Annotated in this window: 23 protein-coding genes and 4 pseudogenes; 17 read left to right on the top strand and 10 right to left on the bottom strand. The window is 70.2% G+C overall.

Annotated features, from left to right (window positions below; translation table 11 throughout):
* The first annotated feature begins 81 nt into the window (after positions 1 to 81).
* From SLAV_RS37205 to SLAV_RS37195, 4 genes are all read left to right on the top strand, one after another.
* Positions 82 to 1,002, top strand: a complete 921-nt coding sequence (locus tag SLAV_RS37205; protein WP_030227743.1) for a GntR family transcriptional regulator — start codon at positions 82 to 84, stop codon at positions 1,000 to 1,002.
* Positions 1,003 to 1,126: 124 nt separating this feature from the next.
* Entirely contained in the window at positions 1,127 to 1,882 is a 756-nt protein-coding gene (locus SLAV_RS37200) for an HNH endonuclease signature motif containing protein (RefSeq protein ID WP_051840539.1), read from the top strand.
* A gap of 46 nt (positions 1,883 to 1,928) precedes the next feature.
* Positions 1,929 to 2,078, top strand: coding sequence for a hypothetical protein (locus SLAV_RS41295; RefSeq protein WP_158740568.1), 150 nt, complete (start codon positions 1,929 to 1,931; stop codon positions 2,076 to 2,078).
* 721 nt (positions 2,079 to 2,799) lie between these two features.
* On the top strand, positions 2,800 to 3,189 hold the full coding sequence (locus SLAV_RS37195) for a DUF3052 family protein (RefSeq protein WP_030227746.1): 390 nt from the start codon (positions 2,800 to 2,802) through the stop codon (positions 3,187 to 3,189).
* Between the two features lie 518 nt (positions 3,190 to 3,707).
* On the opposite strand, the gene SLAV_RS37190 is transcribed toward SLAV_RS37195, so the two are convergent.
* Positions 3,708 to 4,067: a hypothetical protein gene (locus SLAV_RS37190; protein ID WP_030227754.1), complete on the bottom strand. Its 360-nt coding sequence runs from the start codon at positions 4,065 to 4,067 to the stop codon at positions 3,708 to 3,710.
* Between the two features lie 987 nt (positions 4,068 to 5,054).
* Entirely contained in the window at positions 5,055 to 5,969 is a 915-nt protein-coding gene (gene lepB / locus SLAV_RS43435; RefSeq protein ID WP_078950204.1) for a signal peptidase I, read from the bottom strand.
* Positions 5,970 to 6,923: 954 nt separating this feature from the next.
* Here lepB and SLAV_RS37170 point away from each other — a divergent pair.
* The 4 genes from SLAV_RS37170 (at position 6,924) to SLAV_RS37155 (ending at position 9,913) form a co-directional block, all read left to right on the top strand.
* Positions 6,924 to 7,328, top strand: a complete 405-nt coding sequence (locus tag SLAV_RS37170; RefSeq protein ID WP_158740572.1) for a hypothetical protein — start codon at positions 6,924 to 6,926, stop codon at positions 7,326 to 7,328.
* Between the two features lie 82 nt (positions 7,329 to 7,410).
* Entirely contained in the window at positions 7,411 to 8,007 is a 597-nt protein-coding gene (locus SLAV_RS37165; RefSeq protein WP_341869035.1) for a DUF4241 domain-containing protein, read from the top strand.
* A gap of 122 nt (positions 8,008 to 8,129) precedes the next feature.
* Positions 8,130 to 8,513 carry a hypothetical protein gene (locus SLAV_RS37160; RefSeq protein ID WP_159038073.1) on the top strand — a complete coding sequence of 128 codons (384 nt, stop codon included), beginning with the start codon at positions 8,130 to 8,132 and terminating at the stop codon, positions 8,511 to 8,513.
* 605 nt (positions 8,514 to 9,118) lie between these two features.
* A complete protein-coding gene (locus SLAV_RS37155) occupies positions 9,119 to 9,913 on the top strand; it encodes an SDR family NAD(P)-dependent oxidoreductase (protein ID WP_030227768.1) in 795 nt (264 codons plus the stop codon).
* 200 nt (positions 9,914 to 10,113) lie between these two features.
* On the opposite strand, the pseudogene SLAV_RS43735 reads toward SLAV_RS37155, so the two are convergent.
* Positions 10,114 to 10,308, bottom strand: a pseudogene (locus SLAV_RS43735) (IS5/IS1182 family transposase); the annotation flags it as partial.
* Positions 10,309 to 10,695: 387 nt separating this feature from the next.
* Complete coding sequence (locus tag SLAV_RS37150) at positions 10,696 to 11,421, bottom strand: dienelactone hydrolase family protein (RefSeq protein WP_030227770.1); 726 nt, start codon at positions 11,419 to 11,421, stop codon at positions 10,696 to 10,698.
* A 320-nt stretch (positions 11,422 to 11,741) separates the two neighbouring features.
* On the opposite strand from SLAV_RS37150, the gene SLAV_RS41905 reads away from it, so the two are divergent.
* From SLAV_RS41905 to SLAV_RS37120, 5 genes are all read left to right on the top strand, one after another.
* Positions 11,742 to 12,290 carry a hypothetical protein gene (locus SLAV_RS41905; protein ID WP_030227772.1) on the top strand — a complete coding sequence of 183 codons (549 nt, stop codon included), beginning with the start codon at positions 11,742 to 11,744 and terminating at the stop codon, positions 12,288 to 12,290.
* Positions 12,291 to 12,451: 161 nt separating this feature from the next.
* Positions 12,452 to 12,649, top strand: a complete 198-nt coding sequence (locus SLAV_RS42815) for a hypothetical protein (protein WP_030227774.1) — start codon at positions 12,452 to 12,454, stop codon at positions 12,647 to 12,649.
* A 221-nt stretch (positions 12,650 to 12,870) separates the two neighbouring features.
* Positions 12,871 to 13,881, top strand: coding sequence for a zinc-binding dehydrogenase (locus SLAV_RS37130; protein ID WP_030227777.1), 1,011 nt, complete (start codon positions 12,871 to 12,873; stop codon positions 13,879 to 13,881).
* 33 nt (positions 13,882 to 13,914) lie between these two features.
* On the top strand, positions 13,915 to 14,415 hold the full coding sequence (locus tag SLAV_RS37125; protein WP_078950206.1) for a GNAT family N-acetyltransferase: 501 nt from the start codon (positions 13,915 to 13,917) through the stop codon (positions 14,413 to 14,415).
* A 53-nt stretch (positions 14,416 to 14,468) separates the two neighbouring features.
* Positions 14,469 to 14,951, top strand: coding sequence for a hypothetical protein (locus SLAV_RS37120; protein ID WP_030227779.1), 483 nt, complete (start codon positions 14,469 to 14,471; stop codon positions 14,949 to 14,951).
* Between the two features lie 32 nt (positions 14,952 to 14,983).
* Here the strand turns inward: SLAV_RS37120 and SLAV_RS37115 are convergent, their stop codons facing one another.
* From SLAV_RS37115 to SLAV_RS37100, 4 genes and pseudogenes are all read right to left on the bottom strand, one after another.
* Positions 14,984 to 16,129, bottom strand: a complete 1,146-nt coding sequence (locus SLAV_RS37115; protein WP_051840545.1) for a hypothetical protein — start codon at positions 16,127 to 16,129, stop codon at positions 14,984 to 14,986.
* Between the two features lie 88 nt (positions 16,130 to 16,217).
* The gene (locus SLAV_RS37110) at positions 16,218 to 16,739 is read right to left on the bottom strand and encodes a GNAT family N-acetyltransferase (protein WP_030227784.1); all 522 of its coding nucleotides are present in this window, start codon (positions 16,737 to 16,739) and stop codon (positions 16,218 to 16,220) included.
* Between the two features lie 234 nt (positions 16,740 to 16,973).
* Positions 16,974 to 17,403 (bottom strand): annotated as a pseudogene (locus SLAV_RS37105) (transposase); the annotation flags it as partial.
* A 127-nt stretch (positions 17,404 to 17,530) separates the two neighbouring features.
* Positions 17,531 to 18,142, bottom strand: coding sequence for a TetR/AcrR family transcriptional regulator (locus tag SLAV_RS37100; RefSeq protein ID WP_199922138.1), 612 nt, complete (start codon positions 18,140 to 18,142; stop codon positions 17,531 to 17,533).
* Between the two features lie 600 nt (positions 18,143 to 18,742).
* Here SLAV_RS37100 and SLAV_RS37090 point away from each other — a divergent pair.
* A complete protein-coding gene (locus tag SLAV_RS37090) occupies positions 18,743 to 19,639 on the top strand; it encodes an MBL fold metallo-hydrolase (protein ID WP_051840547.1) in 897 nt (298 codons plus the stop codon).
* Between the two features lie 97 nt (positions 19,640 to 19,736).
* Positions 19,737 to 20,453 carry an alpha/beta hydrolase gene (locus tag SLAV_RS37085; RefSeq protein WP_199922139.1) on the top strand — a complete coding sequence of 239 codons (717 nt, stop codon included), beginning with the start codon at positions 19,737 to 19,739 and terminating at the stop codon, positions 20,451 to 20,453.
* 80 nt (positions 20,454 to 20,533) lie between these two features.
* On the opposite strand, the gene SLAV_RS37080 is transcribed toward SLAV_RS37085, so the two are convergent.
* Complete coding sequence (locus SLAV_RS37080) at positions 20,534 to 20,845, bottom strand: hypothetical protein (protein ID WP_030227797.1); 312 nt, start codon at positions 20,843 to 20,845, stop codon at positions 20,534 to 20,536.
* A 191-nt stretch (positions 20,846 to 21,036) separates the two neighbouring features.
* On the opposite strand from SLAV_RS37080, the pseudogene SLAV_RS42810 reads away from it, so the two are divergent.
* Positions 21,037 to 21,139 (top strand): annotated as a pseudogene (locus SLAV_RS42810) (ATP-binding protein); the annotation flags it as partial.
* A 700-nt stretch (positions 21,140 to 21,839) separates the two neighbouring features.
* Here SLAV_RS42810 and SLAV_RS42805 read toward each other — a convergent pair.
* A complete protein-coding gene (locus SLAV_RS42805; protein WP_244225270.1) occupies positions 21,840 to 22,076 on the bottom strand; it encodes a hypothetical protein in 237 nt (78 codons plus the stop codon).
* A 426-nt stretch (positions 22,077 to 22,502) separates the two neighbouring features.
* Here SLAV_RS42805 and SLAV_RS37065 point away from each other — a divergent pair.
* Positions 22,503 to 22,988 (top strand): annotated as a pseudogene (locus SLAV_RS37065) (IS110 family transposase); the annotation flags it as partial.
* Positions 22,989 to 23,112: the final 124 nt, after the last annotated feature.

Genomic DNA, 23,112 nt, shown 5'->3' with positions numbered 1-23,112 from the left:
ATGCGTGATGGAACAGGGAAGTTGAGCAAACCGAGCTAGTGCACTACGGTTCGTCCGTACTAGTGCACCAAGGAGGGTGGGATGACAGAGACGCAGGCGCCGTACGCGCGGATCGCGGCCGAGCTACGCGGGCGCATCGAGCGCGGGGAACTGCGGCCCGGGGACCGGGTGCCCTCGACACGGGCCATCACCCAGCGGTGGGGGGTCGCCATGGCCACCGCGAGCAAGGTCCTGGCCCTACTCGGACAGGAAGGGCTGGTGCGCGCGGTGCCGGGAGTCGGGACTGTGGTCGCATCCCGGCCCGCGGCCGGCGGGCCGGGACGGCGCCCCGCCGCCGAGGACGACACCGCGCAGCGTGCCCGCATCGTCCGCGCGGCGGTCGTCATCGCGGACGCCGAGGGACTCGCGGCCCTGACCATGCGTCGGCTCGGCGCCGAGCTCGGCGTCTCGGCGATGTCCCTCTACCGGCATGTCAGCTCCAAGGAGCAGCTGGTGGTGCTGATGGCCGACGCCGTGTTCGGGGAACAGACTCTGCCCGATCGGCCGCCGCCGCACTGGCGGGAGCGGCTGGAACTGTCGGCGGCCCTGCAATGGCGGCTCTACCGGGCCCACCCCTGGCTGGCCGGGGCCATGAACCTCAACCGGCCCCTGCTGATCCCCAACGGCATACGCCACATCGACTGGGCCCTCGCCGCCCTGGACGGACTCGGCCTGGACGACGACACCCGGATGCACGCCGCCGTCACCCTCTTCGGGTACGTCCGTGGCCACGCCGTCGACCTCCAGCCGGAGACCGACGCGGCGCGCACCAGCGGCGTCAGCGGGCAGGAGTGGATGCGTGCCCAGGAGACACGGCTGGCGGCCCTGGTGGACGGCGGAGCCTTCCCGGCGTTCGCCGCGGCGAGGACGGGCGCCGCCCTCTCCCCCGAATCCCTCCTCCAGCACGGCCTCACAACCCTGCTCGACGGACTCGCCACCCGTATCACCACACCACCGAACTGACCCTGTCGCTCAGCGGAAGGACGAGTTGCCCGATGGGTCACCGGTCCGATGCACGGAGCACGGGGATCAGCCCAACCCCTGGGCCGCACGACCCGTTCTCACACCGCCCTCATACGCTTCCCTCATGGCCACGAACCGCACCAAGGTGCCTCGCCCATTAGCCCGCCAGCTCTTCGTCGAGACCGGCCACCGATGCGCGATACCGACGTGCCGCGCGACACCTCTGGAGATCGCGCACATCGTGCCCTGGCACCGTGTCCAGAGGCACGACTTCCACAACATGATCGTCCTGTGCCCTAACTGCCACACCCGCTTTGATCGCGGAGACATCGACCGCCAAGCCATGTTCCGCTACAAGGAGCTGCTGCGGCTCTCGGACCCCAACCACGTAGCGCCCGACGATCCTTCTCCGAGAGCCGGTCTCATCCGGGCGTACCGACTGTTCCAGAGCGAAATGACCAGATGGCACAAGACCATCTCCACTCTGGTCTCGGCAGTCAAGTACTCCTCCGGTGGCTTTCCGACCGGCAATCTGAAGCCGTGTCGCACGGCAGCGTCCATTGCCCGCGCAGCCGCCGACAAGCTGGGCAACCTAGGCGACGAGGGTGTCGCCGAGGCGGCGAACCACATCTTCGACTGGTACCGAAGCTGGGCAAACGACGTGTTCGACCTCAAGCCCTCCGCCTTCAACGGGACCAGGGACGACTACGAAGACCGGGCTCAGGAGAGGCTCATGGCCTTCGTCATGCTCCATGAGGAGCTCTGCGCGGCCCTGGACCTGGACCCCACGGAGCTGGACTTCTTCGAGGCCGAGAAGTCCGGCCTGGGGCTCCCCGAAGTCCCCCTCGGCACCCGCGGACTCTGGGAGACGGAAGAGTAACCGCGCGGCGCTGTCCCCCTACCTCCGCCGGGAGCGACCGTAGCGGGTGAGGAAGATCCGGGGGCTGCTGGAGGCCGTCTGGGCGGACGGAGAACGACTCTACGGCCAGCAGATGACGGGCTTCGACCTCGCGATCGTCGACGAAGCCTACGGCGACAGAGTCTCCCGACTGCTCCTGACGCTGACGCTTCTGTAGTCGGCCAGCGTGAGGATTCTGCTGCGGTTGTCGAAGGGGGTGTACCGGACGGCTTCCCTGAGGTCGCCTACGCCCATGGACTGGTTGGTTGGGTTCTCAGGGCCCTCGATCCCGCTGAACTTCGGATGGAAGAGCATCAGGACGTCACGGTCCTGGACACGGCCTCCGGGACCGTCCGCTCCGTGGCTTGCTCCCGTGCCGCATCCGTCAGCTCACCTCTGCCAGCCACGAGGTCAATGAGCACTAGTAGGTGATCTCTTCGCCCGCAGAGTTCCAAACCCTGGCCCAGTTCCGCTCCTGACCAGGCAGAAAGTTGGGCTCCAGGATGGTCAAGCGCCCCGGCGCATGACAGAACATCCCAGACATAGCCGGGCCAGTAGAACTCTCGGGCCACTCGATCAGTATGTGGTCTCCCGGATCGACCACTAAGTCCCAGCCGAGAGGTTCGAAGTGAACGACCAGTGGTTCAGGCCCGTCTGCTGCTACTTGGAACAGGAACACCAGGCTGAGCTTACGGGACTGCCTCGCACAGCCCGCAGCTGCCGAGTCGAGGTCCAGCCTCCGCGATGGCTGAGGCTTCGTCGTTCGGGGGTCGGAGAAGCCCGCCCCGCACTTACCCGGCCACTCGAATCTGTGGTTTGAAAATGTCTCACCCGGACCCAGCCACGGCCTCGGTGCTTGTGGTCCGCATTGCCGTCACACCACGAGGAGAAAGCTCCGCATCGCCCAGCGCCTGGGCGTCGAGCCCGGCATGGTCGTCCAGGAGATCGGCTACGGGGACGAGAGCGTACGCAAGTCAGCCGCGGAGGCCGGCGGGCAAGCCCTGGTCGATGTCGACTACGACGACCTGGTGGACGTCGTCCTGCTGTGGTTCCGCGACGACGAGGGCGAACTTGTGGACGCCCTGGTCGACACCATGCCGGGGCTCGCGGAGAACAGCATCGTCTGGGTCCCGACGCCCAAGTCCGGCCGCGACGGCTCCATGGAGCCCAGCGACATCAGCGATGCCGCGGTCACAGCCGGTCTGGCGCAGACCTCGTCCATCGGCGCAGCGCCGGACTGGACGGGAACCCTGCTGGCAAGCGCGAAGGCCGCGCGCAGCAGGCGCTGAAACCGTGCAAGATCACCCCAGGGGACTCGCTCGGCGTAGCTGACGTGCTCGCCGACCCGGCTCCGGCCCTCTCCGACCGGACGCCCTTCGGACTGCTCAACGCGATCTTTCGCGCGGGCATCCACTCTCACCGCCACCGCCTCCGCGGCCTGATCAAGAGCCGCCGCAGGTGCGGCGCCCTGCTGAGCCAGGAGGGAGGGCTGCGACGAGCCGGTCGACACCGACGCCCTGGCCGTGCGCGGCATACAAGGGACACCAGGCGCTCGCCATCGGCTGCTGGGCGGCTTCCCCGGAGAACGGGTCGAGGCGCCGGGGAAGTCGCGGCTCTCGCCGGTGTCCACGTCACCGGACCAGGGCGGGGCGTAGGTGCTGCGCGCGGCGCTGTCGGCGCCCGCGGCATCTCCGCGAGCCGGCCGCCGACGGGATTGGCTCTGCGGCGGCCCGATCGCGTGGCGGACCGGCCTTGTGTCCTGCCGGTCCGTCACACGGGACGATGCGGGCGAGGAGCAGCGGCCTGCCTAGCTGACCTGCGGGGCGTCGAAGCGTACCGAGCGGACTTCCAGGGTGTCCTTGGCCGGCTGGCCGTGTGCCTTCAGCCGCCACTCGGGCCCCTGGCAGTTCGCACCGAGGTAGACGGTCACGGCGGTGTCGGTGTCGTTGCGCGGGCCGTAGCCTGGCTGCTCCTTGTCGTCGCCGACGGCATGGAGGTTGATGCACTTGCCGCTGTGCGGGTCGTGGAGGGTGACCTGGCGCTCTGCGCCGTAGCCGTCGACGTACTTGTAGGTGAAGTTGCCCTGGGCGGCCTGGGCCGAGCCGGCCATCGACAGGACCAGAGCGAGCGCGCTGAGGCCGGCACCCAGCGTGGTGCGGAGGTTCATGACAGGGGAATGCCTTCCGGAGATGATCACCGATGATGCGGGCCCGACCCTAGACGCAGGGCCCGGCGGCGAATCGATCCGCCGGACCCGGCACTCCCGCGTGCCCCGCCACCACCACCCGATCGGACCGGTGACGGTGCCGGTCAGCCCGCCGCTGTTCCCGTTCCACGATCACCGCTCCGTTGCCCCCGTTGGCACCGGTGGCCGTCGGGGCACGGCCTCCGGCACCGCCCGCTCCGTGGCCTTCATCGCGCGTGCCGTCCTCCACAGCGATCCCGCCACGGCCCGTCTCGCCCTTGCCGCCGATTCCCTTCTCCCCCTCGTTCCCGGAGGTTCCGGACGCCTCGTCGTCCTCATCGTCCGGGCAGGAGCCGGCCGCGCCTCCCAATCCGCCATAGGGGTATGTGATGTTCTCGCGGACGCCGCCGGCCCTTCCTCCCTGCACATCGCCAGCCCCGCCGAGCCGCTGAACTCCCTGTTGGCAGCGCTGGGACCGCCGCCGCTGCCGCCGAAGGCCTCCGCCCGCCCTTCGGCGGCGGCGGCGGAACATCGACCCTCCGCCGGCCCCGGCCCCGCCACCGCGCTCCCCGTTCACGGTGCCGGCATCACCGCCGCCTCCGCTGCTGTCCTCGTACGCGGAGGCGCCACCGCCCGCGGCGGACGCGCCCCAACTGCCGGCACCTCGGTGCGGACCCACGCCGTTCGCGCCAGCGCCAACCGCAGGCGACCCGCAACAGCAAGGCGAGACGCGTCACCCCGGCGCGGACCGTGAAGACGTGCGCACCCGGAACGGTGAACCGCATCTCACCGGCCGCCGACACCAACAAGACGGCCCCCCACCCACACACAGCGCACAGGGATTGCGGGGCGACCGAACCGTGAATGACGGATCCCGCAGCCTTCGTGATCTCCTTCAAGGACCCGGCCGCCCCACCACCACACAGCCCAGTAGACGAGGCAGCAGCAGGGCCGGCCCGGGCGCTGTTGTCAGACTCCCGGGACCGGTACCGTGTCCGCCGTCGGTGCCGCGGCCGTCACCGCTCGGCGCCGCAGGCGCAGCGCCGCGACGCCGGACACTGCGCCCAGGAGCAGCACCCCGCCGCCCGCAGGCACGGCCGACCGCAGGCCGACCGCCAGCGGGTCGTCCTCGTCGATGAGCGCGCCCTTCACCGCCGGCAGGGGCACGGTGCCGCCTTCCGCCGCTTCGAAGCGGTACCGGGAGTCGGCGGAGTTGCCGCGGTTGTCGCCCAGCAGGAACAGCCGGCCCTCGGGCACCTTGACGCTGAACGCGCCGGGCGAGCCTGCCACGGGGTCGCCGTTCAGGACGTACGGCTCCTCCAGCGGCCTCCCGTTCAAGGTCAGTGTCCGGTCCCCGGGGGTGTAGGCGATGCGGTCGCCGCCCACCGCTATGACCCGCTCCACGGACAGGTGGCGTTCGCCCCAGGCCGCGGCATCGAAAAGCACCACGTCGCCGCGGTCCACACCAGCGACCAGCGTGTTGAAGACCATCGACCCGCCTGCCGGATGGGACGGCCTCATATGGTCCGACGGCATGACCCTGGTCGGCATGAAGAAGTGCCCGCCGAGGCTCCCTACACAGCTCAGAACCCCGCCCAACACCAGCAGTGCCACCGCCGCCACCCCGAGACGGCGTCCCGGCTTCCGGCCCTGCGTTCCCACGATCACGCCCTGCTCTCCCTGTTCCGATGTGCGACCGAACTGTACGGGCCCGCGGCACGACCAACCCCGATGGGGTCCCACACCGCCCAGAATCCCGTCAGGCAAGTGTGCACGGACTCCAGGAACAGCTTCTGACTCTCCTGGCCGTCCGGGCCGCCGCCTCGGCCTACGCCCGCGCCTTCGCGGCCGCGGGCCCGGCCTCCTCCAGGCGGCCCGCGGCATCCGCCCTCGCCGCACGTGCCGTCTCCAGCCGCTCCCCCGCGGTCTGTACCTCGGTCTCAGCTGCCTTGCCCCTGCCCCGCCTCCGCGACCAGGGTGCGCGCCGTAGGGGCCAGCCGCTCGATCACCACATGCTGGTCATGCGACAGCTTGCGCAGCTGCCCGGCGTCCAGCGGACGAGGCTCTGCGCCTCCTTCGGCCGGCGGGGGGCCAGTATCCCGGCCGCCCATGCCGCGACGGTCGGCTTCGGCAGCGCCGCGATAGCGGCGGCGAGCGCCCTGTCCCCGGCTTTCGTGGCCTCGGCCGCGTACTCGTCGCGGGTCGCGGTGAACGCCGACGCCAGCAACGCATACAGGGCTCCGCCGACAGCGACTCCACGTCCAGACCCGAGGTCTCCCGCCCCCGCCCGGCCGACACCCCGACGACACCGCGCGTGGGCCGACAACACGACGAGCGGGGCGGGACGCCACCAAGCGGTGACGACCCCCGAAGGCGCCGGACCGGGAAAGGCCCGGACAAGCCACTACCGCCTTGTCCGCACTTACTGGCCGCCCCGTCTGCCGGAGCCATCGTCCGGCCTCGCCCCGCCGCCGGCCGACCGTTCGCCGGGGCCTCCCCCCCCTGCAGAACGAGCCGGGTCACTCGGCCGACCTGCACGTCCTCGTGTTCGGGGCGCCCGAGCCGTCAGCGGCGGCTGCTTCAGAGCCGCTCCGCGTAGGCAGAGTCCCGCCGACCGCTGTCAGCAGACCAGGCAGCGGTGTGGCGCGGTCCCGCGGCCCGGGCCATCCGCCCCGCCTCCCCCAGCAGCACCTGGTCCCGGCCCGGGACAACCGGGTCCAGGGCGGGGAGCGGGGAGCGGCGGTCCGCAGGTGCGGTCTACACCGCCCGCCCGTCGACCATGGGCGGACGACCACCGTCCTGCCCGACGCGCCACACGGACGGAGAATGAGGACCGTGATGACAGTAATGGTGGTCGGCGTATCGGAAGGCGAGGAACTGGAGCGGCTGAGGTCGCGGATCCAGCGCAACTCCCACTTCCAGGTCATCTCCCACGCCCGCACGCCCGATGTCGCCCTCGCTCACGCCCGGGTCCTGCTCCCCGACATCACCGTGCTCACCCTGGCCGGAGGCTTCCGTGACGACCCGGTCGCACTCGACGTCTTCCACGGGGTACGCGCCCTGGACCCGCCGAGCGGAGTCGTACTCCGCACGAGAGCCGGCGCGGCCCCCGGCGACCTTGACAGCTTCACCGCCGACGGGGCCGTTCATATCGTCCGTGCGGGCGACGAGGAAGGACTGATGCGCGCCCTGCGCACGATCGGCCTGCGCCGGGCCTCCTGCGACCCAGACGAAATGCCTTGACCACCAGCGCGCACCCCGCAGGCTCCAGCGCCAAAGGCCGACTGATCTCCGCCGTGGTGGCCTGTTTCTGTCATGGGGCCGGGTGCCCTGCTCTCGGGTGACGTCGAACCGCGTGCCGAGCGGCCGGCTCGTGGTGGACACTCCTTGGCTGGAAGACGGGGAGCCGCGGGAGCTCGCGGTTCGGGTCCCTCCTGGTGCGTACGGCGTGGATGTGGCTTGGACGGAGGCACCGTACGAGTTCATGGACGAGTACTTCTCCGGCCGCGAGGTAGCCGCGACGCCCCTGAGCGTGCGAGAGGGCACGGTGGCGGTCTGGGAGATGGGCCTCGCCGCGGGCGAAGACATCGAACGCCTCCGTCAGGGCGACGAGGTCGGGTCCAACACGGACACCTCCATGGGCAGCTTCGCCGACGCGACGGCCCGGCCCGCGCTGACAGCGCCGTTCCGTGAATTCTGGGAGCAGCGCAGGAAAGCGACAGCGCCGGGGCTCGTGTCCCGTGACACCGAGAGCGTGGGTGGCGCTGAGTTCGCGATGGTCCGTGATGAGGTCCGGGGCGCAGACCTCATCACCTTCTCCGCCACCGAGGGGCTTTCCGTCGCCTGGCTCGGCCGTGCAGAAGAAGGAGAACTCATCTCCATCGGCGTCATGGGCCACATGGGCATGGAGGCACTGGCCTGAGGGCACTCAGCTCGGTTCCCGGCGACGGCGACCGCTCTCATTGCGCGCCGCAGCGGCACGGCGCCCAAGACGTCCCGCCCGGGTCCGTCACGGCGCCCCTTGGCGAACCTGACGGTTCTCCGATGCTCCGGCCGACCGCCACTGGCCTGCACCGTCAGGCTCAGAGACAGGTATATGACGGCCCGCCGCCCTTCGGCCGGCGGGCCGTGATCATGCACCGGGCCTGCTCGGGCCCCGCGCCCTGGCACGTGAAGCAGAAGGCGTACGACACCGCAGTGCGGCTCCCTTCACTGCACGTGCCGCTGTTCAAGGGCCTGCTGGCCGGCTACCACGACGTCTACGGCGACCGGGAGCCCACGGCCGCACCGGCTGTCCTCGCGCGACTGCAACTCCCCGCAGACACCCCGCATCTCCCGGAACTCCGGTCCGTGCTCGCCGAAGGACGCAGGAACCACTACCTCAGCCCCCAAACCTGGCACGACGCGGTGCGGGCCTCAACGGACTGAAACATGGCCGCCCCGGCACCCCGCCGCTCCGGCCGCGTACTCCGCTCCCCACGAAGCTGCGGTGGGACCTGGCCGCCGATGAGAACGAACGCCAGGACCTCCTCGGGCTCGCCGAGGACGGCCCGACCATCGCCGTCGTCCCCGAACCCGCGCAGCGTCAGCCGTACGGGCTCCAGCCGCCGTAGCGGGCGAGGTGGTGCCGGTGTCCCAGTCCTTCTCGCACCGCTCGGCCGTCACCAGTCCGCTCTCACGGATCGGAACGTCCCCGGCCGCGGTCCGGTCGACGGTGTGTCGGGTACCCGTCCAGCCGCACGAGCACTCGGCATGCAGCACGTGTGCCCCGGGACATAGAAGAGCCTCCCGGCCCGAGGCGCCGGAGGCCTCGAATCGACGTAGACCGGCTTCGGAACCGTCCCGCCTGCCAGGAGCACGTCGACGCGGAGGGCCGGTCGAGGACCGCCCACAGCTGACGGTGGTCTCACACCCCGACAGCAGGGAACGGCGTGCCTGCGAGGGCGCACGGGATCCGACGCACACAATGCCCGTGCATATCCGATTCATGGGAAAAATCCGTGCCGAGTTCATGACACAAGGAGTGCGTGCCGATGGATCTGGAGCTCACCGGCAAAGTCGCCGTCGTCACCGGTGCCAGTAAGGGCATCGGCCTGGCCATCACCGAGGCGTTCCTGCGTGAGGGCGTACGTGTGGTCGCCGGCAGCCGTTCCGAGAGCCTTGAGCTAGCCGCGTTGCGCGAGACGTACGACGTGGCCTTCGTCGCCGGCGATCTGGCTACCAGCGAAGGCGTGAATGCGCTGATCCAGGCGGCGATGGAACGTCATGGCAGGATCGACGTCTTGGTCAACAACGTCGGAGCCACCGAGCCCCGCACCGATTTCCTCGCCATCGACGACGCACAGTGGCAGCGGGGCTTCGACCTGAACTTCTTCAGCGCCGTCCGCGCCAGCCGCGCCGCGCTGCCGCACCTGATCGCGGACGGCGGAGGCGCGGTCGTCAACATCAGTTCCGTCAACGCCCGGATGCCCTTCCCCACGGTGGTGGACTACTCGGCGGCCAAGGCCGCGCTGACCAGCCTTACCAAGGCGCTGTCGGAGGAGTTCGCTCCGCGCGGCGTACGGGTGAACGCCATCGCTCCGGGACCGGTCCGCACCCCGTTCTGGACCGCCCCCGGCGGCTTCGCCGACGCCGTGGCGGCCGGCGCGGGGACCACTGCCCAGGAGGCCATGGATGTGGTGGTGCCCCGGCAGATGGGCATCGCCACGGGACGCTTCACCGAACCTCAGGAGGTCGCCGACCTCGCGCTCTTCCTGGCCTCGCCCCGCGCCGCGAACATCACGGGCGCCGAATTCCTCATCGACGGCGGCCAGACCAAGACGACCTGAGCCCTGGTGTGCGGAGGTGTCTGCGGTTGACCGTCTGGTCGGCCGGCTGTGGGATCACGGCCCGGATCTTGCGTTTGCGCGGGTGGTCGCGGATCGCGCGAGTCGTGTACGCCTTGTCGGCGAGCCGGCATCGGGCGGGTTCGCGGTTTTCCTTTCGGTCTCATGACCCGGATTGCGGCTTTGAGCTGTGTGAAAGCCTGTGCGTCACCGGCCTGGCTGGCGGTGAGGACGAAGGCCGGCGGCCTGCAGCGGGCGTCGGCGGCGAGGTGGATCTTCGTGGCCAGTCCGCCGCGGGAGCAGCGTCCGACGGCATGGTCGGACGGCTCGCCTGCCGGAGCCCCCTTTGACGGGCCCCGGCAGCGTGCTGGTGCGGCGCGGACGACCGTGGGGTCGACGGCGACCGACCCGGTTCAGGCCCTCCTCGGCGTCGGTCTGGGCGAGGAGGACGGAGAAGACGCGTTCCCACGTGCCGTCGATTGGCCGAGGCTCGGATCCTGGGCCACGACGCGACCCGGGCTGTCGCCCAGGTGGCCGAGGTCAGCGAGACCACCCTCCGCAAAGGCGTGGACGAGTCCTCGTGTCAGCGCCACAACCCCGGACACCACTTCCATGTCAGTCACTGCAAAGCCCCCGCCCAGCTCTCATCTGCGGAGAGCCCCAGCTTTCCACGCTCAAGCACCGCAATCTCAACCTGCTCGGCCGCTACAGCTTCACCTCCGCGGACGCACCAGGGCTGGATGAAGACGACAACGGTCAGGAGTGAGCGTCAGAAACCGGCCGGGTCACTCCGCTACGGGCAGACACTCGGCAAGCAGGCCGACGATGTCGCGCCAGGCTCGCTGTGCGTGCCGCGGGTGGTAGCCGACGCCGGGAAGCGCTGTGTGGTCGACCGGTGGATGGTGAAAGGCATGCAGGGCTCCACCGTAGACCGCGAGGCGCCAGTCGACGCCTGCGGCCTGCAACTCAGCAGTGAACGCCTGCCGTTGCGCGGGCGGCATGATCGGGTCTTCCGAACCGACTCCGGCCCACACCGGGCAGCGAATGCGTGCCGCCTCGCCCGGTCGGCCCGTGGTCAGTCCGTTGACCGTCCCAATTGCACGCAGGTTGACGCCATCGCGCCCGAGTTCCAGCGCGATCGCGCCCCCGGTGCCGTACCCGATGGCCGCCACCCGGTCGAGGTCGGCCCGTGGTTCGGCGCGCAGCACGTCGAGCGCCGCGTGGCCGATACCCCGCATCCGGTCTGGGTCGGCGAGCAGTGGCATGCAACGGGCCAGCATTTCCTCGGGGTCGCTCAGATAGCGCCCGCCGTGGAGGTCAAAGGCCAGCGCCACGTATCCCAGTTCGGCCAGGGCCTCGGCCCGGCGCCGCTCGACGTCGCTGAGCCCCACCCCCTCGGGGCCGATCAGGACCGCAGGCCGGCGGTCGGATCCGGCGGGGAGCGCGAGGTGCCCGACCATCGTGAGGGCATCGGCCTGGTAGGTAACCGTACGCGTTGTGACCGTCGTCATGAGACTGGACTGTAGTGACCATCGGGCCCAGTCAGGCTCGTGTTCACCGCTGGCAGACGGTGATCCGTCCCGGATGTGCCGACAGGGGACGTGGACGTCGATGGGCAGCCGGGTTGGACGCGGCGAGCTCGAACGCGCGAGGCTGTGGCGACGGGGTCTCCCGGAACTGCTCGGACGGGGTCGCACCCCCGATACCACCAAGAGGCCCTGTCTGCACGCCCAGACCACCAGAACATCACCCGACCCCGGTTCGCCTGATGAGTTTGACCAGGCTCGCAGCCCTCTCTCCCTCCCTCCCTCCCTCGTTAAGCTCAGTCCCCATGACCGGCACCAACAGCGCAGACAAGCGCCGCTTCCTCGTTCTGCACGACTACGGCATGGGCGGTGCGTGGTGGTGGGTCCATGCACGGTCTGCGCGAGACGTGCTCGAAACGTTCGCCTGGGTCGAGGTCGTCACCGACCCGGAGGCGGCGTCCCGGTTCGAGCACGACGGGCTGGAAGAAGTCGACATCGAGGCGTCCCTGATGCCTCCTGGACTGGAGGGCCTACGCGCGGAGCGCGACGCGCAGCGCGGGCGTGAAGGTTTCGGCGCGCTCGCGGACAGGGACATCGTGTACCTGCGGCGCCGCTGGGACGAGGAGGACGATGAAGCAGTCGTCCATCTGATGGAAGTGGGGTCCGACGGACGCCGGATCCGCCAGGTGGAGCTCGCGGAGGGCGGAACCGCCCTGCGTAGTGGACCAGACGACTGGCCCTTCAACCCACCGATCGTGGACCTCTTCGACCCCGCGCTGGCGGACCAGGAGATCAGCCGGGCCGAGTTCGAGGACGAGTGGATACACGCCGGCCGGGTAGAACCGGACGCGTAAGCGCGCCCCGGCTGGTCAAACCGTCGTGGTGTGTGGTCCGTCTGCTCGGTGGGCTTGTCCGAGCGGCCGAAGCCGATCAGGTCCGGGGCGACGCCCCGCTGCCCGTGGTCGACCAGGCCCGCTAGGACGTGGCGGTACAGGTAGGACCAGGTGGGCTCGCCATGGAGCAGCAGGACCGGGGTCGCGCGGGGCGGGCCCGCGTCCAGCTGGAGGCCGTCTTCGCGGCGGAGTTCGCCGCCCAGCCGGAGGGCCGTCGTGCACTCCTCCTCGCCGGGCTGGAGACCACCACGTCCTGGGAGGCATGGCAGCACCTGCGCTTCACCCGTAACCCCGAAGAGGCGCGGCAGGTCATGGCCTGATGATCGAGGCGTTGCTCGCGACCGGACGCCCCTGAGAGGGCGGGGGTGGGCCCATTGCGCCGCCGACATCGATCGGTTGGTGAACCCGGCGTCAGCGACGCGCGCCGGTCTCGTCCACCCGGCGCGTCCTCCGATCGGTCGCCGTACCGCTGCGCTCCATGAGCTTCACTGGGTGAAAGCGCGGCCCCCGAGCGGTGCGGAAGCGAGGAAGGAGGACGGCCGTGGAGACGATGCTGGCCGGAAGGCTCACCACCGGAGGGGGCGGTTTCGCCGTCGAGGAGGTGCCCGTCCCCGAGCCCGGCCCGGGCCAGGTGCTGATCCAGGTGCGGGCGGCCGGGGTCTGCCTGTCGGACGTCCACCTCATCCAGGGCATGCTGGAGCCGCATCCCCTGTCGGGCAGCAAAGTGACGCTCGGTCACGAGACCGCGGGTGTGGTGAGGGCCCTCGGGGAGGGTGTCACCGGATTCGACGAGGGCGACCCGGTGGTCCTCCAGGCCGGCGAACTCCGCAACGGGATTCCGTGCACCCGGGGAGTGAACATCGACGGCGGCTGGGCCGAGTACACCGTGGCCGCGGCTGACGCGGTGGTCCCGCTCCCGCCCGGGATCCCGTTCGAACAGGCGTGCATCATTCCCGACGCGGTGTCCACCCCGTGGGCGGCGATCACCTCCTGCGCGAACGTACGGCCCGCGGAGGCCGTCGCGGTGTGGGGCGTCGGCGGACTCGGCGCGCACGCCGTCCAGCTGCTCCGCATGGTGGGGGCCTGCCCGGTCATCGCCGTGGACCCGCTGGCCGCCGCCCGCGAGCGGGCCGTCCGGCTCGGCGCCGACGCCGCTCTCGACCCGGCCGACCCCGAGTTCGCCACCCTGCTGCGCTCCGCCGCCGGGGCGGCGGGCATCGCCGCTGCCTTCGACTTCGCAGGAGTGCCGGCCGCGCGGGACCAGGCGCTCGCTTCTCTCGCCGAGCGCGGGCGGCTGGTCCTGGTCGGCCTCACCGACCAGCCCTTCACCATGAAGGACAACCTCTGGTTCTGCCGCTTCCGGCAACAGGTGCTCGGCCACTACGGATCCGGGCCCGAGGACCTCGCCGACCTGGTCCGCCTGGTGGGCATGAACCGCCTGGACCTCTCGGGCTCGATCAGCGGGATCTATCCCCTGGCCGAGGCCGCGCAGGCCGTGGACGCCCTGGAACGCAAGGAAGGCAACCCGATCCGGCTGCTCCTCAAACCCTGACGGACCGGGGCTTGCCACCCGACGGCCGAGTGCCTGTTCGGGCTATGTCTGGCCTGGTCGCACACACCTCAGCAGCGGTTCGCCTACGCAGCGCGTGTCGAAGGCGACGTGGTCGGCATGGGGGAACTCCACGTCCGTGGCCGAGGGCAGCGTCAAGGCGAGAGCACCTGTGCGGTGCATCCGCGGGTTTGGGGACAGGGCGTCGGAACGGCGGTCGGCGAGGGACTACTGGCGCGAGGGTTCGAGGATCTTGGGCTCCGCCGCATCCATGCCACCTGCGACCCGCGGAACCCCGGGTCGGCAAGGGTTCTCGGCAAGCTCGGCATGACACGGGAAGGACGTCATCGTCACACGGCCCTGATCCGGGATGGTTGGCGAGACTCCGACATGTTCAGCGCCCTCGAAGACGAGTGGCGTGCGATCACCACAGGAATGACCCGTCGACCTGGTGGAGCGGTACGATCCCGAGCCGGGTGCTGCTGCGCTCTGCGCTACGAACCGGTTCTCTTCAGCAAGGCAGGGGCCGACCGCTGAACCGGCGGAAACGATGTAGCGGCCGGGCAATGCAGTGCCAGAGGATCAGCATCATGGAAACCGTGGTGCAGTGGGTTCGCACGTCTTGGACCAAACAGTCCCGCGGCGGGCTTGAAGCCTCACGCCGCAACGCGACCCCGACCGCTTTCCCCCTGCCGCTCACCTCGCCGCCGTTCGTGCACGAGGTCCTGATGCACGAGGTTGACGCGTTCAAGCCGCAGTTCGCAACCCACGCGGTCCTGCCCGTCTCCGACGCGGACACATCCGTACTCCTGGAGGAAGACGACGGCCTCCTGCGGGTCCAACTGGCCGTGACGCCATTCGGCATGCCGCGCAGATGGCGGCGTCCACCAGCATTCCGGCTCGCCCGGGGCGAATGGCTGCGCTGGCAGGTGAACCACCGCTTCGCGGGCTCACACGGCGATGCGTGGACCTACCGCCTCGACACCCTCAACATCGCCTACGGCCCCGCACCCACCGACCTCTTCATGGGCACGCCGACCCATCACGTCAACGAACTCGCCGCATTGCGCTGACACCGGCCGACTGTGTAGCTGACCTGGTGACGTCAGCCGTCGAAGCGGATCCAGTCGACGGAGAGGCCGGCCAGCGGTGCCAGGGCGCTTCGGTGGCTGGCGCCGGCCCGGACATCGAATGCCTCGCCGTCCTCGCTGCCGACGTGCACGACGAGGCCAGGGGCCACGTAGAAGCGAGTGGGTGCCCACGGCCAGAAGGGGCGCAGGGGCACGAGGTGCAGTGCTTCGGTGAGTCGCGCGGCCTGTGCTGCCGTGAGTCTGCGGGGCAGCGCCCAGTACTCGGCACTCATCACAGCCTCGAAGAGGGAGAACTGGATCAGGAAGCCGCTCAGCGGTTCCTGCTCGGCGATCGGTTCCTCGTCGAATTCACGGAACCAGACCGTCGGATCCGCCTCGGGCCCGTCGAGCGTCCACAGGAGTGACCAGAAGAAGCCTCCTTGGTTCTCGACGGCGAAGACAAGCATCTCCCCCAGGTGGTCGGTGTGCAGATCCGACTCGGGCAGGATGCTGTTCTGGCCTCCGAGGGCACCCGGCCGCTGCTTCGCGAGCCGGTACAGCTGCCTCAGTCCAGCAGGCAGGCACGACCACGGAGAGCTGGTGGCCGGTGGTTCGGTGGTGTCTGTGCCTGGATACCAGCCGGTGATGAACTGTTCCAGCGCTGCCGCACGGTCACCGTTCACATTGCTGAGCCACTCCAGGCCCGGCAGGTCCACGGCGGGAAGCGGTGGACGTACCCGGTTGAGGAGTTGTCGGCTCAAGGGCGCTTCGAAGCGCAGTTCGCAATCGGTGAGAACTCCGTCGGACGTGCCGGCCCGGCTCACCTTGGCAGTGCCGAGGTACAGGGCCTCTCCTCCAAGCCGCACCGCAATGTGGATCGGCAACAACCCTTCGTCCGCAGCACGGGGCGATCCCATCAGCCGCTCTGTGACCGGCACCGGTGCGGGCCCGATCAGACGGACCGCCTCCGCACTCCACACGCCGCTCCTGGCGGGCGAGTCACCCGCTTCCACGATGATCACCGTCCCCGCCCGGCCCATGACGATGCCGGCACCCCCCACCTTGAAGCGCCCCGCGCTCACCGAGCTACCGACGAGCGCGGGTACGTGTTCCTCATCGAATACCGGCGCCGGAATTGCGGCGGACCCCTGATCAGTCATCTCCGCATCATCCTCGACCACCTCTGCACATCCCTAATGTCTGCCTGCTGCGACCATCGCAAGATCGTTAGACCTCGCACACCGATGATCAGTGGTGGCCTCGGCCTTCCTACGGCCGGTCCTCGGGCACCATCGCACCGTACGGCTGGATCATCAGGTCGCGCTGATACCAGATGCCTTGCTCACCGTCGAGTTGGGCCGAACCGACGGGGACGAACCCTGCTTTGGCCAGCACCTTCTGAGACGCGGCATTCCGGCGGGCCGTGGCTGCCCGCAGCGTGCGCAGCCCGTGCCGGGCCGCCGCCAGTTGGCACAACTCCCGGACGGTCGCGGTCGCGACGCCGCGGCCCACGATGTGCTGCGCGACCCTGTAGCCGACTTCTGCAGTGCGGTCCTCGATGTCGACCAGATTGAACCTGCCGAGAACCGAGCCGTCCTCGGCGACGAGCACGTGGAAGGCGCATGTTCCGGCCTCCTGCTCAGCCAGCAAGGCGTCGTACCGATCGGCGAACCGGTCGAAGAAGTCGTCGCCGCGGTCCGGGACCGAGGCAGCGAAGTAGGCGCGGTTCGCCAGCTCGAAGGCCAGGACCGCCGGGGCATGGCCGGCATTCAGCGGCTTCAGAAGGGGCATTGCCCGACCCTACCCAGATGGTCTGCTCAGGCCACCTGGGTTTGCACACAGCCAGAGGCTCGACCGTGCCCCGCTCCCCCACTGGAGCCTCGACCGCGTCACCCTGCTCGGAGACGCCGCCACCCCATCTTCCCCATGGGCATGAACACGGCGTCTCGGCGCGGCGCTCGCCGAGCCGGGTGTTCAGCCGCCCGGCGTCCCCATGAACTCGGGTGCGTAGCGGTCGCCGGTGACCGCGCCGGTTCGCTCGACGACCCAGCGGGTCTTGCCCAGGCCTGAGCCGTGAAATGTGCCGCGTCGGGCGGTCTTGGGTGTGATCCCGCGGGCTCTGAGCAGGCGCCGGTACTTGTCGTAGTCGTAGCCGCGGTCGGCGAAGAGCCGGCGGGGCCGGTGACGGGGGCGGCCGCGCAGTCCGCGGATGCGGGGCAGCGCGTCGAGCAGAGGCATGAGCTGGGTGACGTCGTGCCGGTTTCCGCTGGTCAGGGAGACGACGAGCGGGGTTCCGTGGCGGTCGACGATGAGGTGGTGCTTGCTGCCCGGGCGTGCACGGTCGACCGGCGAAGGTCCGGTGTGACCCCCCTTTGAGGGACCTGACGTGCGAAGCGTCGATCGCTGCGTCATCCATGTCCAACAGTCCGGCGGCCCGCAGCTCGGCCAGGAGGTTGCTTCGGACTCTGGGTCCGATCCCGACTTGGGGATCCGGTTCGTCCGGCCTTGGCAGCGGTGACCCCATGAAGCACCGGGGGGCCGTGAGACGTCTTGGCGCACGGTCGACGGGGGTCCCGAAGCGTTTACCCGCCGGGCGGAGCGGCCAAGGCGATGTCCAGCAGCGTCCGGGCTGCCTGCCGGGCGTCCGTGAACGCCTGCGCGTCGTTGCAGGAGGCTGCCAGCGCGTTGGCGCCCTCGAAGAGCACGGCGAGTTGCCTGCCGAGGGCGTCCGGGTCGGCTGCTCCGGCCTCTGCGGCCGTGGCCACGAGGCGATCGCGGAAGGCCTGCTTGTGCCGCTGCGCGAGGCGGGCCACCTCCGGGAGTTCTCCGGCCCCCTCGATGACGGCGTTGTGGAAGGGGCAACCGCGGATCAGCGCAGACGCATCCCCCTCGACTGGATCGAAGATCGCCAACAACCGCTGCGCAGGAGGTAGGTCTTCGCGCTCCAGCTCCGCTTCGGCAGGGATCGACTTCTCCGACTCGAACCGGCGGAGATACTCCTCCACCAGTGCGTTCTTGGTCGGGAAGTGCACGTAGAACGTCCGGGGCGAGACGTGCGCCGCCTCGATCAGCGCTGCCACACCCGTGGCGTGGATGCCACGGGCGTAGAAGAGCTCCTCCGCCGCCCGCAGGATGCGCTCACGCGCACCACGCCCGCCGCGAGCCGCCCCGTTCGTCGATATCGTTGCCGCCACACCCACAAGTATAGCGAACGCTTTACTTCTGCCGCGAGGAGGCGTAGCGTCGATGCCAGGTAAAGCGATCGCCATTCTTTGACGGAGCCAACAGGGGACCCCCATGACGCGGTCCTACACCCAGGCGGCACCTATCGCGACGATGTCCGTCGCCAACGGCGACAGCGACCCGATGATCCTCCCCCGCCACTCCCGCCCGCTCGCCGGTCTGATGCCGCAGGCGCGACGGCCGATCCACCCGACTCGGCCCACGGGTTCCTGTTCCAGGACCACGACGAGTTCACCACCGATGGCGACCTGCTCAAGGAACTGGAACCTTGGCAGGAGAAGGGTGAGCAGGGGCCACGGATCCCCCGTGGCCCGGCGCGAGGGCCACGGCGTCGACATCGCGCCGGCAGCCCCGGCGCCCACTGCTTCGCGGGTAGTCGCGGGTCGCCGGAATCGCCCTCCCCACCGGGCACCGCATCCTCCCGTGCACACCCGAAGGCCACGCGCCAGCCGAGCCGCAGCTCGTCTCCATCGACCCCAGCGACATCCCCTTCACCTGATCACCCCCGAGACATCCACTCGCGACGGCAACCGACAGAAGGGTCAGCACTCATGAACACGCAGTCTCTCGGCTACGCCGTACACGTCTCCGACCCGATGCCGATCAGCGTCACCGAGCCCCTGCCCAACGGCGAAGGGCGTACCTTCCAGCCGATCTCGACCACCCTCGTCCACGGCGAGCGGGACGCCGTACTCGTCGACCCGCCTTTCACCGCCGGCCAGATCGAGGAGGTTGCCGCCTGGGTGGCTGCCGGCGGGAAGAACATCATCGCCATCGTCGCCACCCACGGGCACGGCGATCACTGGTTCGGCGACAACGAGTTCGCCCAGCGGTTCGACGCGCCCGTCGTGGCCACCGCCGGCACCATCGCCGTCATGCACGGCAACGTGCAAGCCCGGCCCTTCGCCTGGGACAAGCTCTGGCCCGGGCAGATCCCCGACACCCCGGTCACCGCCGTCACCGTCCCCGACAACGCCCTCACCCTCGAAGGGCACGACCTGCGCCTCGTCGATGTCGGCCATACCGACACCGAGCAGACCAGCGTCCTGCACGTCCCCGACCTCGGCCTCGTCGTTGCCGGCGACGTGCTCTACAACGGCGCCCACATGTACATCGGCGAGTCGGCCGGAGGCGGCCTGGACGCCTGGCGGGGCGCCATCAGCACCGTGGAGGCCCTCGCGCCCCGCCACATCGTCGCCGGCCACAAGAACAAGGACCTGGACGACGACGCCACCCGCGTCATCGCCGGGACCCGCCAGTACCTCGACAGCGCCGAGGCGGCACTGAAGGAGTGCTCCTCCGCGACCGAGTTCTTCCACGCGATGCTCGACCGCCACCCCGACCTCCCCTACGGCAGGACACTCCTGTGGGTCGGCGCGAAGGCGCTCTACGCCCTGCGCGAGCCGGGGGCCGACCCGGTTGCCGCCTCGGTGGGAGCCTGGTTCTAGCAGCGCGCCTCACGCACCACACGGTAGGTCGGGTGGTGGCCCCACACCTCGTGGTCAGGGCCGCTCGCAGCGTCCGACAGCAAGCACGGAGGTGGGCATGAGCATTCCACTGGGCATTCCACCGGAGGCAGCACCGGCGCCTCCCGGACAGGACGGGCGGATGCGCCCCGCGACGACCCATCTGATCGTGCTGCCGGGCGGGGGCTACGCCTCGCACGCCCCGCACGAGGCGGAGCCGGTCGTCGCGTGGCTCTCCGCCCTGGGCCTGTCGGCGAGCGTCTTCCGCTACCCGCTTCACGTGCGCCATCCCGCACCTCTGACCGCCCTGCAAGCCGAGATCCGCCGCCGACGCGATCAGGGAGCGGACCGCATCGGGCTGATCGGCTTCTCGGCCGGCGGGCATCTCGCGGGCCTGGCAGCACTCGCACCCGGCGACGATCCGCGCGAGTCCGTGCAGTTCGCCGTCCTCGGCTACGCGATCACATCGATGGAGACCGACACCTACCGGCCTGCCCGGTTGATCCTGCTCGGGGAGGACGCCTCACCGCACCTGCGCCGCCGGACGAGCCTCGACGCGCTGGTGACCGAGGCGTCTCCGCCCTTCTTCCTCTGGCACACCGCCGAAGACATCTACGTCCCGCCGGAACACACCTACCGGCTGGCCTCGGCGCTGGCCGCGCACGAGGTGCCGCACACCGTGCACGTCTTCGCCCACGGCCCGCACAGTCTCGGTCTGGCCGAGGGTGCCGGCCAGGCCGCAGCGTGGACGAAGCTCGCGCAATCCTGGATCGCCGAACAGGTCCGCATGCCGTAGCCCTTGCCCTCCGGGTATCGCACGAAACCGGCCGGGGGCTCCTGATCCGGGTACCCACATGCTCGTCGAGGACGGCAACATCACGTCCGCCCGAAGGCCGCCCGGACCAAGATCCGGGCCCTTGCGACGGCGCGGAGCGGGTGGAAGGCGGCACTTGACTCGGCGCCCTGCGTGAGCTTGTCGCGCAGCAGTCGGCTGCGGTCGGGTTCGGCGGCGAGTCCGGCCGTGATGAGCCCTGCGTCGGTGGCCCGCTCGATGAGGACGTGGAGCGGTTCGTTCGTGGCCAGACGCTCGGCGAGGACGTGCTCCGGGGCGAACAGGGAATGCGTGACGGCGGCGGTGGCAGGGTGTTCACCGGTGCGGTCTTGTCGCCGGAAGGCTGTCGGTGCCATCGGATTCGCCCGGAGTGGTTGGCGTCCCGCTGCCCCATGTCGACGCCGGCCCGGTCGGACCCCGGAGGACAAGTTCAGCACGGAAGGCGTCCACAAAGGCGGGCGGCGCCACCCTGATAGGCGCGGACGCAGTACCGGGATTTCCGCTGTACCCCGTGCCCCTGGGCCGCACAGCGCCGGCATCGGGTCCCGTGATCGTATGGCTCAACGGTGCGCACGGCGGTGGGCAAGACGACGACGGGTGCACTCGTGCAGCAACTGATCCCGGATTCACGGGTGCTCGACGCCGAAAAGACCGCGCTCTCCCAGAGTGGCCGGCCTGTTCCGTCCATGACCAAGCCTTGCCCGTCCTGCTGTTCCACTTCGTGCCAGCTGAAGTCGAGACCCGCCCCCTCGGCGAGCCGGGCTCCCCGGCGTACGTGTGGGCCAGCAGCCGCCCGAACGCAGGCCGCTGGGCACAGCGGGCCCGTATCTCCTGGTTCACGCGAAGGCTGTCGACTGAATACCGAGCGCAGGACCGCAGGTACCGATTCGGCACGGCAGACAGCGGAGGGCACGCGTCCAGGTGCATCCGCCCGCCGTACCTGGCATCCGCCACCAGCCGGCGGTCGAGGAACTTCGTGATGACGGTCAATGCGGCTCCAGCAGTGCGGGGATACCGATGCTGGGTGCCGTATCACGGGAACCCGTGCCCGCCCCGGGTGTGCACCACACCAGCGCGGTGGTGTTCGTTCCTCCCCCACGGCCCCGGTTTCAGGAGCGGCGAACACCACCGCGACCGGTCGATGTGGTGCGGCTCGTTCCGGGGCTGGCCGGACGGCGGTGCGACACGATTCGTCCACCCGCGGCGAGGAACGCCGGCGGAGCGTCGCAGTCGAGGTCGTCGACCGTGCGCTCAGGTGTCCGGCAGGAGGAGCCAGACCTCGGAGAAGGCGAGTCCGTGCTCTCGGGTCACGACACCGCACGGGCAACCCAGCGTGATCAGACGCCAGTCTCACGTGACCACCCACGGACCGGCCGTACGCCCGCACCCCGGGCAGCGGATGGTCTCAGCCGTCCACACCCCGGGGGCGGGTCGGCCGTGGCGACGGAAGCGGCCCGTGTACCGGACCTGCCAGGGCTCAACCGGCGGCGTCACCGGGACGGCCCCGGGCGGGCTCGCCGCGGCCAGGGTGGTGAACAGCGCGATCAGATCGGGGAGCAGGGATTCCCCCGCTTCGGTCGGCGGCACTGATACGCCGTCGGCTGTCCTTGGCGCGACCCCGTATCGCGGTGCTGCCGCGGCGGTCGGTGGGTTAAGAGCGGCGTACCAGGGCAGGAGAGCGCGACCGACGGCGGCCAGAAGGGCAGCGGCAGGAGGGCTGACACTGCCCGCATCGAGATGGTGGACCGTCGTGCGCAGGATGCGCTGGAGCCGCCGGTCCCGATCGCTGGCCGACAACCGCGCCGTCCCGCCCCGCCGAGCGGGCAGCAGAGCGGTGAGGCGCCCCAGAACAGCCGTCGCCGCCTCGGCGTCCGCCGGGGAGGGACGCCATTCCCCGACGGCCAGGAGTTGCCGTGCCCGTCCCGTCTCCCGGGACAGGGCTCGCGTCAACAGCAGGCCGGGGCCACCGGGCCCGGAGGCATCGACGGACCGCTGGTGAGGGGCTTGAGCAGCGGCTTCGCCCGAGCCGGGAAGAAGGCCTTCGACAAGCGCCTGCCCGACACTGAACTCAAGCTCCGCGAACTGTTGGGAGAGCTGCGGGCCAAGCACGGGACGGCGCTGGTCGTGGTCGACCGGCCCGTCTCCACCGGCGCCCTGTCGCCGTCCAGCGCAAGGGTCATGGTCTGCCCGGTCTCCGGCCTTCCGGGGCTGACGATGCGCCGGATCGCCGCCAACCGGCTCCACGGCCCGCTGGCCCAGATCCGTCCTTCCCTGGAGCGCGTGCGGGGTCCGCGAAGCTGATACGGCCCGAGGGCCCCGAGGATGGGCGAGCGGCTGGTCGAGGAGATCTCCACCGCCCTGGACGAGCAGACCGTTACCCTCCCCGCCACTGAGACGGGAGTCGGCGTCAGGACCGGAGCCAGGACCCCGATCGAGGTCGGGGACGGGGTCGGGGTCGGGGACGGCAGCGCCTTCCCGACCACCGCCCACCTTGCCGCCCAACCCCTGCGGGTCGTGGCCGACGCCGCGACACGGGCCGGACGGGGCCAGCAGGCGGACGTGTACACGCAGGTCGAGATGGCCTCCGCCACCGGGTGGGCCTGTCCCGCGGGCGGGCGATCAC

Origin of the sequence: Streptomyces lavendulae subsp. lavendulae (assembly GCF_002803845.1) — a bacterium.
Classification (GTDB): Bacteria; Actinomycetota; Actinomycetes; order Streptomycetales; family Streptomycetaceae; genus Streptomyces; species Streptomyces lavendulae.
This window is presented reverse-complemented; position numbering and strand designations above follow the sequence as displayed.